This is a genomic window from Deinococcus proteolyticus MRP (assembly GCF_000190555.1).
GTDB lineage: Bacteria > Deinococcota > Deinococci > Deinococcales > Deinococcaceae > Deinococcus > Deinococcus proteolyticus.
Genome location: NC_015161.1, coordinates 890,728 through 902,954, shown reverse-complemented (window position 1 = coordinate 902,954; position 12,227 = coordinate 890,728). Strand labels below are relative to the sequence as shown.

Annotated in this window: 8 protein-coding genes; 2 read left to right on the top strand and 6 right to left on the bottom strand. The window is 66.5% G+C overall.

All coding sequences use genetic code 11. The features are described 5' to 3' along the window. Window positions 1–88: 88 nt before the first annotated feature. Window positions 89–832, top strand: a complete 744-nt coding sequence (locus DEIPR_RS04375; protein ID WP_013614620.1) for an SDR family oxidoreductase — start codon at window positions 89–91, stop codon at window positions 830–832. Window positions 833–915: 83 nt separating this feature from the next. Here the strand turns inward: DEIPR_RS04375 and DEIPR_RS04370 are convergent, their stop codons facing one another. Beyond that, window positions 916–2,061, bottom strand: a complete 1,146-nt coding sequence (locus DEIPR_RS04370) for a phytase (protein WP_013614619.1) — start codon at window positions 2,059–2,061, stop codon at window positions 916–918. A 135-nt stretch (window positions 2,062–2,196) separates the two neighbouring features. Here DEIPR_RS04370 and DEIPR_RS04365 point away from each other — a divergent pair, with 135 nt between their 5' ends. Continuing rightward, window positions 2,197–3,561 (top strand): FAD-dependent oxidoreductase, encoded by a 1,365-nt coding sequence (locus DEIPR_RS04365; RefSeq protein WP_013614618.1) that lies wholly within the window; start codon window positions 2,197–2,199, stop codon window positions 3,559–3,561. A gap of 102 nt (window positions 3,562–3,663) precedes the next feature. Here the strand turns inward: DEIPR_RS04365 and DEIPR_RS04360 are convergent, their stop codons facing one another. From DEIPR_RS04360 to DEIPR_RS04340, 5 genes are all read right to left on the bottom strand, one after another. Then, window positions 3,664–4,467 (bottom strand): AAC(3) family N-acetyltransferase, encoded by an 804-nt coding sequence (locus DEIPR_RS04360; protein ID WP_013614617.1) that lies wholly within the window; start codon window positions 4,465–4,467, stop codon window positions 3,664–3,666. A 66-nt stretch (window positions 4,468–4,533) separates the two neighbouring features. Next, entirely contained in the window at window positions 4,534–6,684 is a 2,151-nt protein-coding gene (locus DEIPR_RS04355) for a glutamine synthetase III family protein (protein WP_013614616.1), read from the bottom strand. 233 nt (window positions 6,685–6,917) lie between these two features. Continuing rightward, window positions 6,918–7,598 carry a dephospho-CoA kinase gene (coaE, locus tag DEIPR_RS04350; protein ID WP_013614615.1) on the bottom strand — a complete coding sequence of 227 codons (681 nt, stop codon included), beginning with the start codon at window positions 7,596–7,598 and terminating at the stop codon, window positions 6,918–6,920. Beyond that, window positions 7,595–9,946 carry a transglycosylase domain-containing protein gene (locus DEIPR_RS04345; RefSeq protein WP_013614614.1) on the bottom strand — a complete coding sequence of 784 codons (2,352 nt, stop codon included), beginning with the start codon at window positions 9,944–9,946 and terminating at the stop codon, window positions 7,595–7,597. Before DEIPR_RS04345 ends, coaE begins: the two co-directional genes overlap by 4 nt. Before the next feature lie 360 nt (window positions 9,947–10,306). Continuing rightward, a complete protein-coding gene (locus DEIPR_RS04340) occupies window positions 10,307–12,139 on the bottom strand; it encodes a long-chain-fatty-acid--CoA ligase (RefSeq protein ID WP_013614613.1) in 1,833 nt (610 codons plus the stop codon). Between the last annotated feature and the right edge of the window lie 88 nt (window positions 12,140–12,227).

The following is a 12,227-nucleotide window of genomic DNA, read 5'->3' as shown; positions in this document are numbered from 1 at the left end:
TTTTTTTTGCCGACCGGCCGGCCGCCTCTAAACCAGAGTTCGGCAATTTCCCACCCTGAGCCGGCCCCGGCGCGTTAGGGTCGGAGCCATGACAGACCAGAAAGCGGAACGGAACAAAGTCGGAGCAGGCAAAAGCGCGTTCGTGACCGGAGCCAGCAAGGGCATCGGCTACGCGGTGGCGCAGGCGCTGGCACAGGCGGGCTACAGCGTCACCATCACCAGCCGCAACGAGCAGGAAGTGACCGGAGCTGCCGAGCAGATCGGCCAGAATGTGCGCGGCGTGGTGTGCGATGTGCGCGACGCGCAGGCGCTGCAAGGGGCGGTGGATGGGCACGTGGCCGCCTTCGGTGGGCTGGACGTGCTGTTCGTGAACGCCGGCGTGGGCAAGTTCGCCAACGTCAAGGACATGAGCATAGAGGACTGGGACACCATGCTCGATACCAACCTCAGCGGCGCGTTCTACACGGTGAAGGCCGCCCTGCCCGCACTGACCGAGAGCGCCAAGAACGGCGGCGGTTACATCTTCTTGCTGTCCAGCCTGGCCGGCAAGAATCCCTTCGCCGGCGGCGCGGCCTACAACGCCAGCAAATTCGGCATGAACGGCCTGAGCGAAGTGCTGATGCTGGACCTGCGCGAAGACGACATCAAGGTGACGCAGTTCATGCCCGGCAGCGTGGCGACCTACTTTGGCGGCCACACCCCCAGCGACGCCGACGCCTGGAAGATTCAGCCTGAGGACATTGCCCAGCTGACGGTGGACCTGCTGGAACTGCCCCGCCGCACCCTGCCCAGCCGGGTGGAAGTGCGCCCCAGCCGCCCCGCCAAGAAGTAAGCAGCAAGAGAAAGGAAGCGGTAAGGGAAAGGCAGCCGGCCAGTTCATCCAGCCGGCTGCCGTCTTGTCTGCTCCGCCCGCCCTCAGCGCACGTCCGGCAAGTTCAGCGCCCGCTCCACATCGGCCCAGGACACCAGCTTGAAGTTGGTCTGGCCTTCTGCGCCGCCGGCCTCGCCGTCCTGCACCACCAGCAGACCGCCGGGATAATCGCTTCCCAGAGGGGTGAGCACTGCGTCTGCCCCGTCACTGTCCTGCACCAGGTCGCTGCCGGCCGTCACCTGAAATGAGCCGAAGTAACGCTTGCCGTCGCGGCTGTACACCGCGTAGGCGTTGCTGCCCTGGCTGCTGACCAGCAGGTAGCCCCGGCCTCCGCTGCCGCGCACCAGCGTCAGCCCTTCCACGTCGGCGTGAAGGCGGGGGGCCAGCGGCGCCACCTGGTCCAGCAGCACGCTGCGGCGGCCATCCAGGTCCCAGCGCCATACGCCAATCTGCTCCTGGCCCAGGAAGGCCACGCCCTGCTCGGCGTCCACCACCATGCCCTCGAACTGCGGGTCGTCCACGGTCAGGCCCGGTAGCGCTGCAGGCAGCTCCAGCCGGCGCACGGGCCGCACACTCACGCCCTGGCCGTCATCGTACAGCTCGAACTCGCCCACCACCGGAAAGCCGTTCTGGCTGACCAGCACGCGGTCTTCTCCGGCGGCGGTACGGTAGGCGGCCAGGCCGTAGGCGGTGCGCTTGCCGTCGGTACCCGGGCCAGGGCTGAACAGCAGCGGCGTGGCCGGGCTGGTGACCTCGCGCAGGGTGCGCGTCTGCGGGTCAATTACGAACGCCGCCACCCGGTCGCCCTTGCGGTCACTGGTCACGGCCAGGTCTACCGTTTCGCCGCCCAGCCGGAAGCCGCGCACCAGGTCCACGTTGTTGTACCGCACACCGCCAGGGTTCAGGTCCTGAATGGTTTGCCCCTTCAGGTCAAAGACCGTCAGGCCACCTTCCTTGCGGGTCGCAATGACAAAGGAGCGGGCCGGCTCGGCAGCATCCACCCAGATGGCCGGGTCGTCCGAGTCGGCGGGGTCGCCCACCGGCGCAGTCTGGGCGCGGGCTTCCACCACCGGCAGCGCTCCCGCTCCTGTCTGGGCCTGCGGGGAAGCCGGGCCAGTCGCCACCGGAGCACAGGCGCAGACTCCGGCACAGAGGGACACCAACAACAGCGGACGGATGAATCGTGACATAAGGCAGTATTGAAGCTGCACATCAGCCGTCCGTCAGCCGGCGGCTGGCCCCTGCCACCTGACCGGGGCGCCCGGCGGATTGCACTCGGTCCAACGTTACAGGCACGTCCGGCCCGAGCGGCTAAACTGGACCATATGACTCAAGATTCGCAGTCCTTTACCCCCGAGCGCCCGCTGCGGGTGGCGGTCGTGGGCTCCGGCCCCAGCGGCATCTACTCGGCCGAAAGCCTCATCAAGCAGGCCGAAGTGCCGGTGGAAGTGGACATCTTCGACCGCCTGCCCACGCCTTACGGCCTGGTGCGCTACGGTGTGGCCCCGGACCACCTGACCATCAAGAGCGTGACCAAAGCCTTTGAAAAGACCCTCAACGACGACCGGGTGCGCTTCTTGGGGAACGTGGAATTTGGGCGCGACCTCAGCCGTGAGCAGCTGCTGGAGCACTACGACGCCGTCATTTACGCGGTGGGGGCCAGCAGCGACCGCCGCCTAGGAATTCCCGGCGAGGACCTCACGGGGTCTCTCAGCGCCACCGAGTTCGTGGCCTGGTACAACGGCCACCCCGACGCCGCCACCCGCGACCTGGACCTGAGCGGAGTGACGGGCGTAGCCGTGATTGGCGTGGGCAACGTGGCGCTCGACGTGAGCCGCATTCTCGCCAAGACGGCCGACGAGCTGCACACTTCCGACATCGCCGGGCATGCCCTGGACGTGCTGCGCGGCAGCGGCGTGAAAGACGTGTACGTGATGGGCCGGCGCGGTCCGGTGCAGGCCAAGTTCACCACCAAGGAGCTGCGCGAGTTCGGAGAGCTGGAAGCCGCCAACGTGGCGCTGCGCCCCGAAGAGATGCAGGTGAGCGAGGCCGAGGAAGCGGCCATTACCGACAACGTGGTCAAGAAAAATCTGGAGGTGCTGCGCGGCTTCGGGGAACTGGAACGGCGGGACGTGCCGCGCACCGTACATTTCCGCTTTCTGGTATCCCCCACCGAGATTCTGGGCGATGAGCAGGGCCGCGTGCGGGCCATCCGTATCGAGAAGAACCGCCTGACGGAAAGCGGCGGCGCGGAAGGCACCGGCGAATACGAGGAGATCCCCGTGCAGCTGGTGCTGCGCTCGGTGGGCTACCGGGGCGTCCCGCTGCCCGGCGTCCCGTTCGACGAAAAGGCGGGCACCATCGCCAATGAGGGCGGGCGCGTGACCGGCGGCCAGGGTGAGTACACTGCCGGCTGGATCAAGCGTGGCCCCAGCGGCGTGATCGGCACCAACCGCAAGTGCGCCGCCGACACGGTGGCCCTGCTGCTGGAAGACGTGAACAGCGGCACCCTCGCCCCCCGCGCCGGCAGCCGCGAGGCGCTGGACACCCATCTGGCCGCGCACCCGGTCTACACTTTCGAGGACTGGCAGGTGCTGGACCAGCACGAGCAGAGCAGTGGCAGCGCTGCCGGCCGTCCCCGCGCCAAGGTGGTTCGCCTTGAGGAGATGCTGGGCCACCGCCGGGGCTGAGCCGCTGGAGCCCAATAGGACTGGGCCATAAGAGGAAACCAGACAAAGAGAGAGGGCCACTGGGCAATAACCCAGCGGCCCGCTCTGCTTGGTGCAGCAACCTCAGCCCAGCTCAGCCTGGTGCGGCCGGGGGTGCAGTCCCTCCCGGTCAATCAGCGCCGCCACCTGCTGGCAGCGGCAGGAACGCGAGCGGCACAGCAGCGCCTTGGGGTCGTGCCGGAGCATGTCCACCGCCCGGTCCACCAGCGCCCGCAGCGGATAAAGCTGCAAGGTGGAGCGGCCCACCTGCACCCGGCGGCCCAGGTCCTGCACCTGCGGCGCCAGATTTCCGAAATCCGCTGAGCAGTTGGGAAAAGCCATCTCGGTCACTTCGCCGTTCAGCTCTGCCCAGCGGCTCAGGTAGGGCACCCCGGCCAGATACTCGCCGTAGTGCACGGCCGTATTGCTGTCCCAGTCGGTGCCAATCATCAGCGAGTAGCCGCCCAGTTCGTACAGGGCACCGACTGGGCCATACGGCTGCGCCAGCGACTGCCGCCGGGTCACGTACTGGGCCTCCTCGCCCAGCGACACGAAGCTCAGGGTGGGGTGAAACGAGCGCTGGGCCGCCGCGCGCTCGACCATTTCCTGCGGCAGCCGGCCCAGCTCGCGGCTCACCCGCCGGTCGCGGCTGAAGCGGGCATGCACCGGGTCCGTGGCCCGGTACAGCATGGTGGCGTAGGTAAAGGCCGGCGCAGCCAGCGTGGCGGTACGTCCCAGTAGGGTATCCACCAGGGTACGGGAGCCACCTTCCAGCCGGCCGAACGACCGCAGCGAAGCGTGGGCGAGCACGTGTTGCGTGCCGTCCAGCCCCAGCGCGGCCAGACCGGCGTCCAGTTCGGCTGGGCTGACCGCAGATTTGTTCATCATGCTAAACACAGAATCCAATCTTAAGGCATGCGGCGCGGGAGAGGCCGCCGGGCTGCTGGGGACGGCCTACTTCACGAACAGCATCTGGCGGTAGGTGGGCAGCGTCCAGCGCTCGTCGCTGACCAGCCGCTCCAGCTGGTCGGCCACCTGACGCACCTTCAGCATGGCCGGCAGCACCTGGTCGCGGACGTGGAAGGCCTTGTCGTGGACTTCCTCCCCGCCCAGCTCGGCGTTTTGCTGGCGCAGGCCCTGCAGCGCCTCGTACAGCTCGTCGGTCAGGCCCTCCACTTCGGCAATCAGGCCCTTGACGGCGCGGCTTTCGCCCGAAGCGTACAGGTCGCGCAGGTAGTTGAGGGTGTCGGGCAGCAGCACCGTCTGGGCGATGGCCTCGGTCAGCTCGCCTTCAATGTTGACCGTCTTGAAATAGATGTCGAACATGATTTCCTGACGGGCTTCCAGCTCGCGCTCGTTCAGCACGCCGTGGCGCGTGAACAGCTCGATGTTCTTGGGGCTGGTCAGGTGCGGGAAGGCGTCCAAGCTGGTCCGCAGGTTCAGCAGGCCGCGCTGCATTTCGGCCTCGTGGTGCCAGGCTTCGTTGTAGCCGTCGCCGTCGAACAGCACCCGCTTGTGCTGGGCGTACACTTCACGGAAGATGTCCCCCACCGCCTTGTCCAGGTCGGTGCCTGCGTCCAGCATGGCCCGCAGGCGCCCTGTCAGCTGCGCCACTCCGTCGGCCATAATCAGGTTCATCACCGTGATGGGCAGCGAGATGCTCTGCGACGAGCCGGGGGCACGGAACTCGAACTTGTTGCCGGTAAAGGCGAAGGGGCTGGTGCGGTTGCGGTCGCCGGCGTGGCGAGGAATGTCGGGCAGCACGGCGCTGCCCATGCCCAACAGGCCCTTTTTCTCACCGCGTCCGCCCTCGCCACTCTCGATACGCTCGAAAATCTCAGTCAGTTCGCTGCCGAAGAACATGGAGATAATGGCGGGCGGGGCTTCCTGAGCGCCCAGGCGGTGGTCGTTGCTGGCACTCGCCACGCTGATACGCAGCAGGTCCTGGTGCTCGTCAACCGCCTTGATGGCTGCGGCGCAGAAGAACAGGAACTGCAGGTTCTCGTGCGGGGTGTCGCCCGGCTCGAACAGGTTCTCCCCAGCGTTGGTGGACATGCTCCAGTTGCAGTGCTTGCCCGAACCGTTCATGCCGGCAAATGGTTTTTCATGCAGCAGGGCCACCAGGCCGTGACGGCGGGCCGTGCTCTGCACCACCTGCATGCTCAGCTGCTGGTGATCGGCGGCCACGTTGGAATCCTCGAAGATCGGAGCCAGCTCAAACTGGCCCGGCGCCACTTCCTTGTGGCGGGTCTTGACCGGAATCCCCAGTGCATAAAGTTGCGCTTCCACGTCGCTCATAAAAGTCAGCACCCGGTCGGGAATGTGCCCGAAGTAGTGGTCTTCCAGCTCCTGTCCGCGTGGTGGCTTGGCCCCGAACAGGGTGCGGCCGGCCATCATCAGGTCCGGGCGCTGGTAGTAGAACTCCTCGGCAATCAGGAAATACTCCTGCTCGGCGCCCAGGGTGGAACTGACGCGGGTGCCCGCCGACGCACCGAACAGTTGCAGCGCTGGCACCACAGCGCGGTTGAGCGCCTCGCTGGAGCGCAGCAGCGGGGTCTTCTGGTCCAGGGCTTCGCCGTTCCACGAGGCGAAGATGGCCGGAATGCACAGCGTGGCCCCGGCCGAGTGGCGCAGGATAAAGGCCGGGCTGGTGGGGTCCCACACCGTGTAGCCACGGGCCTCGAAGGTGGCCCGCAGACCGCCTGAGGGAAAGGAAGAGGCGTCCGGTTCGGCCTGAATCAGTTCACCGCCGCTGAACGTGGAAATCACCTTACCGTCGCCCATCGGCGTCAGGAAGGAGTCGTGCTTCTCGGCGGTAGAACCGGTCAGCGGCTGGAACCAGTGGGTGTAGTGGGTCGCGCCGCGTTCCATGGCCCAGTTCTTCATCGCCAGCGCCACGGTATCGGCAATGCCCGCGTCCAGGTCTGCGCCGCGCTCGAAGGTGGCCTGCAAGCTCTTGAACACCGGCTTGCTCAGGCGGCTACGCAGGTCATCCAGCGTCAGCACGTCGCTGGCGTAGACCTCGTCAATCAGTTGCCGGGGCGAGGGCAGGTCGCGCACGCTGGTCTGGCGGGAAGCGGAAATGACACTGAAATCTTTATCCATGGATGACTCCTCTTCATCTGCGAGGCCGGCCTCCCATGGCCCAGGGAGGCTGCCGGACAGCGTTGCTTTTGAAATCGCTGGCTCTGCGAAATAGGCCGGCGAGATTCAAGGCCACAGTATAGGGGTGCATAAAAACCCGGGAAGCGGGCCGGGGTACGGTCGCCCAGCGTGGAGACTGCTACACTGAAAGACCTTCTGGACACTTTCCCTAGACACTCCGCCTAGAGACCGCTCTACCGTTTTACCGCGTCCTCCCGGCCCGACCCTTGCGGCGGCGCCAGCAGCGCGGCCAGCTGACCGGTCACCTGCCCCCGCAGTTCGTCCAGGCTGCCGGCATTCTCAATCACCGCTCCGGCCAGGGCACGCTTGCGCTCAGGAGGCCACTGCGCAGCTTCGCGGGCCAGCGCCTGTTCACGGCTAAGGCCGCTGCGTTCGGCCAAGCGGCGCAGCCGCAGCTCCAGCGGAGCGTCCACCACCCAGACCGCGTCCATATCGCTGTCCAGTCCCTTTTCAAACAGCAGCGGGATGTCCTGAACCACCCAGCGTTCGCCGCGTTCAGCAGCAGCCCGCAGAGCCTGCCCTGTAGCCACGCGGATATGCGGGTGGGTCACCGCTTCCAGCTGCGCCAACTGGGTGGGGTCGGCAAACACGCGGGTGGCCAGCGCGGCGCGGTCCAGCTGCGCGTGCGCCCCCTGTCCGCTGACCACTTCCGGCCACAGCGCTGCCAGTTCGGCCAGCACTGCCGGGTCGGCGGTGACTTGCCGGGCCAGGGCGTCGGCGTCAATCACGGTAAGGCCCGCCTCACGCAGCAGCGCCGCCACCGTGCTTTTGCCGGCGCCGATGCTGCCGGTCAGCCCCAACCGGCGCGGGAGAGCGCGCCCGCCCTCCCCTCCTGCGGGGTGTTCCACGCTCACTGGCCGCTGCTGGCCGGAGCCGGGCTGGTGGCCGCTCCGCTGGCGGCAGCCGGGTCAGTCTGTCCCGCTTGCCCCTGGGCCGGAGTTCCCGGCAGGTCCGGCGAGTACGAGGGCAGGTCGGCGGTGTTGATGCGCCGCATGATGACCTGCTCGGGCGGGGTGAACTCGGTCGCCAGTTTGCCGGTGCGCTGGTCCAGGCCCACCAGCTCGGTGGAATTGGGGTCGGACGGAGTCCACTCGGTCTCGCGGTAACGGGCACCCTGGGCGGGCAGGGTCTGGCCCTCCACATCGGTGGCGGCGTCCTGATAGCTGGGGTCGATGTAGGCGAACTTGACGCCCGGCATCCACTGCTGGTCGGGGTGCGGCGCGAACAGAATGCCCGGCGGCTGCTGGTACTCGGTCTTGGTCTTGCCGGCGTGCGCCACTTCCATCATCCGCTTCCAGATGGGGGTATTCACCACGCCCGAGTACGAGTTGATGGGCATGTCGCCGCCTTCTTGCTTGCCGACCCACACCGCGCCGGTGTACAGCGGGGTGGTGCCCACGAACCACAGGTCCTTGGGGCCGTTACTGGTTCCGGTCTTGCCGGCCACGGACCACTCCCCGAACTTGGCACCGCCCGCCAGACCGCCCTGCTCGGGCTTGAGGTCGTTCACCACACCCCGGATCATGTCCAGGCCGAGGTAGGCCACCTGCGGCGACCATACCCGTACCGGCTTGATGTTCTCGGTGTTGGCGTCGTAGAGAACCTCGCCGCGGGCCGTGGTGACCTTGGTGATGTAGCGCGGCTTGTAGTACACGCCGCCGTTCACGAAGGGCGCGTAGGCCGCCGCCATATTGACCGGCGTGGTTTCGATGGCGCCCAGCGCAGCGGCCAGCCCGGTGCCGTCGCCGGGCGGAATTCCCAGTTCACCCAGCTTGCCGAAGAACTTCTCCAGGCCCACCCGGTCGGCCAGGCGCACCGTGACCAGGTTCAGCGAGCGGTCCAGCGCTTCGCGGATGGTCATGTTACGGAAGGTGGTCGCGCCCTCGAAATTCTGCGGGCTGTACACCCCACCCTTACAGGTGTCACACGGGAAGGATACCGGGCGGTCTTCCTCGCGGTGGTCCTGACGCAGCCCAGATTGCAGCGCCACCGTGTACAGCAGCGGCTTGATGGTCGAGCCGATCTGTCGCTGGCCCTGCGCGGCATTGTTCCAGTCAGGCACCGGCTCGCCTTCGCGGATCTTCTGCCCGATCATGCCCAGCACCTCGCCGGTATAGGGATTGACGATGACCGCTCCCAGGGTGGCGCCGTACGGCAGCCCACGGGCCTCACGGCTGGCAATTTCCACGGCGTTCTGCACGTTCATGTCCAGGGTGGTATAGACCCGCAGACCGCCCGAGCCGTACACCTTGTCGCGGCCCAGCAGCTGGGTAAGCTCCTGCTCCACCTGCTGCGTGAAGTGGGGGGCGCGGTTGGTGGTCACGTCACGCAGCTCTTTGGCTTTGGGGTTGACCAGCTGGGCACTCTTGACTTCGCCGGGGGCGCCGTACTGCACCTTCCAGCCCTTGGGCTGCACCTTCTCGGCCAGCGCAGCCTGGTGCTGCTGCGAGGTAATCCAGCCGTCTTGCTCCATGCGGCTCAGCAGCACCTTCATCAGGCCGTATGACAGCTCGAAATCCTTATAGCGCTTGGCCGGGTTGGGAATAATCACGGTCAGGTAAGCGCTTTCAGCCAGCGTCAGGTCGCGGGGAGCCTTGCCGAAATAGGCCTGCGCCGCCGAATACACGCCGTACAGCTCCACCGGGCCGCCGTCGCCCCAGTAGATGGCGTTGAGGTAGTTCTGCAGCACCTCTTCCTTGGTAAAGGAGCGCTCCACCTGCACGCTGAGCATCCATTCCTTGGCCTTGCGGTCGGCGGTCACAGCGCCGCCGAACTCGTCCCACAGCAGCGTGTTCTTGATCAGCTGGTTGGTCAGCGTAGAGCCACCCTGCACGTCCTTGCCCTGGGCGATGCGCTGCACCTGACGGCCGATACCGATGGGGTCCAGGCCGTAGTGCTCGAAAAAGCGCCGGTCCTCGTTGGAGATGACAGCAGCGGTCATGAAGGGGCTCACTTCGTTCAGGCGCACCAGCGTCCGGCTGACCTTCTGCTCCCCGATGCGGGGAATCAAACTGCCCAGCGCGGTGCCGTCGCGGGCAAACACGCGGGTCTCGGCGCCCAGAGTCAAGCTGTCGAGCTCGCGGTAGTCGGGCAGCTCGCCCGCCCACTTCATGGCAAACGCACCGGCCAGGCCGGCACCGGCCAGCACCAGCGCCAGCACCAACGAAAAGAAGAATTTCAGAAATTTGCCCAACAGTATCAAGTGTTCTCTCCCTTGTTTCGCTGCCCCGTCGCCCACTGCCCACGTGCATCCGTTTGTGTGTCTCGCCGCAGTGGGCGGGCTGCCTGGGCAGTCTCCGGGTGTAAGCAGCGCAGCAGGTTTCAGCAGGCCAGGTTCAGCGGGCGCCAGCTTCTGACAGCGTAGTGGCTCAGTGCAGTCTACCCTTCCGCGCTGTACGGCAGGTTAGAGGGCCAGCGGCCCAACCTAAACTGGCCCAGCTCGGCCCACTTCAGCCAGGCCCACTTCAGCCAGGCTTAGGACTGAGCCTGGCTGGAGCCCGGAAATAAAGCGGACAGGGGCCTGAGAGGCTGCCCCCCCTCAGGCCCCTGCCGGGGGAAACCGTCAGCTTTGGCTGCGTTCGCCGCTTTTCGACTCACTCTGAGTCGGCCCACTGTGAGTCGGCTCATTCTGGGAAGCGGCCTGCGCACGCTTTGCCTCGGCGCGGGCGGCCAGGGTCTGCTCGCGCAGTTCACGGCGCAGCACCTTGCCCACGGCCGTCTTGGGCAGTTCGGTGCGGACCTCCACCGAGCGCGGCGCCTTGTAGGGGCTGAGATGCCGGCGGCAGTACTGAATCAGGTCCTTTTCGCTGGCGCTCTGGCCTTCCTTGAACACCACGGCCGCGTGGACCGTCTCGCCCCGGTACTCGTCGGGCACGCCGACCACGGCCGCCTCCAGCACCGCCGGGTGCGCGTACAGCACCTCCTCCACTTCGCGGGGATAGATGTTGTAGCCGCTGGCGATAATCAGGTCCTTTTTGCGGTCCACGATGTAAAAGAAGCCGTCCTGGTCCATCCGGGCCACGTCGCCGGTCAGCAGCCAGGTCCGCCCGGCGTACTCGCGCAGCGCCTTAGCGGTTTCATCGGGGCGCTGCCAGTAGCCCTTCATGACCATCGGGCCACTCACCCACAGCTCGCCCACTTCGCCCAGCGCGGCAGGCTGGTTGCCCTCGCCCATCACCAGCGCGTCCACACCCGGCAGCGGCAGGCCGATAGACCCTTCACGCTGCCCGCTGGACACCGGGTTCACGTGGGTAATGGGGCTGGACTCGGTCAGGCCGTAGCCTTCCACCAGGTTGGCGCCGCGCGTGATGTCCTTGAAAGCGCGGGCCGTTTCAATCGGAAGCGGCGCACTGCCGCTGATGCACGCCCGGATAGAGGTCAGGTCGTGCTTGGAGGTGTCGGGGTGGTGGTTGATAGCGTTGTACAGCGTGGGCACTGCCGGAAACAGCGTGGGCCTGACCCGGTCGATTTCGGACAGCACCATCCCCAGGTCGCGGGGGTTGGGAATTAGCACCGTGTGGCCCGCGCCCAGGACGTTCAAGTTCATCGAAGCGGTCATGCCGTACACGTGGAAATAGGGAATGGCTCCCAGCCCGATTTCCTGGCCCATCTTCAGGTCGCTCAGCCAGGACCAGGCCTGCTCGGCGTTGGCAATCAGGTTGCGGTGGGTCAGCATCGCCCCCTTGGGCACGCCGGTGGTGCCGCCGGTGTACTGCAGCAGCGCAGTGTCGTCGGGGCGCAGAGTCACGGGGGCCGGGGCAGGCGGCTGCGAGGCGATTACGTCTTTGAGCGGCAGAATCTTGTCGGTCCAGCGAATCGGCACATAGTCACCGTCGATGCGCTGCTTGATGGGATACAGCAGGTTCTTGGGAAAGGGCAAAGCGTCCTGTACGCGGGCCACAAACACCCGCTCCACCGGCACCTCGAAGCGCACGTCGAAGTAGCGGGGCAGCAGCGAGTCCAGAATAATCAGCGTGGTGGCTCCGGAGTCGACCAGCTGATGCTTGAGTTCATCGGCCACGTACAGCGGGCTGGTGTTCACCACCACCGCGCCGGCCAGCAGCGACCCGTAGAACGACACCACGAACTGCGGCAGGTTGGGCATCATCACGGCCACCCGGTCACCGGGCTTCACTCCCGATTTTTGCAGGGCCGCCGCCAGCTGCTGCACCTGCTGCCACAGCTGGGCGTAGGTCAGCGTGGCACCCAGAAACGACACTGCCGGGCGCCCGGCGTAGTTGCGGGCGTGGTCCCGCAGCAGGTCAGGCAGCACCCGGTTGGACGCGGTGAAATCGTGCGGGACACCAGGCTCGTAGCGAGCGGTCCAGGGGCGGGACAGGTAAGTCTGGGCGTGGTCTGTCTGGGCAGGGTCTGTTTGGGCGTAGTCTCGGGTCATGTTCTTCCTTTCGGAAAATGCCGCCCGCGTGTACTGCAGCGGCTTTTTCATTGCGGCGTCGGCAGGGCCAGCCACATGCTTGGGCACA

Excerpts from the sequence above, each read along its gene's own strand:
- DEIPR_RS04355 (WP_013614616.1), bottom strand. The coding sequence starts at position 6,684 with ATGGATAAAGATTTCAGTGTCATTTCCGCTTCCCGCCAGACCAGCGTG.
- DEIPR_RS04375 (WP_013614620.1), top strand. The coding sequence starts at position 89 with ATGACAGACCAGAAAGCGGAACGGAACAAAGTCGGAGCAGGCAAAAGC.
- DEIPR_RS04340 (WP_013614613.1), bottom strand. The coding sequence starts at position 12,139 with ATGACCCGAGACTACGCCCAAACAGACCCTGCCCAGACAGACCACGCC.
- DEIPR_RS04365 (WP_013614618.1), top strand. The coding sequence starts at position 2,197 with ATGACTCAAGATTCGCAGTCCTTTACCCCCGAGCGCCCGCTGCGGGTG.
- DEIPR_RS04370 (WP_013614619.1), bottom strand. The coding sequence starts at position 2,061 with ATGTCACGATTCATCCGTCCGCTGTTGTTGGTGTCCCTCTGTGCCGGA.
- DEIPR_RS04360 (WP_013614617.1), bottom strand. The coding sequence starts at position 4,467 with ATGATGAACAAATCTGCGGTCAGCCCAGCCGAACTGGACGCCGGTCTG.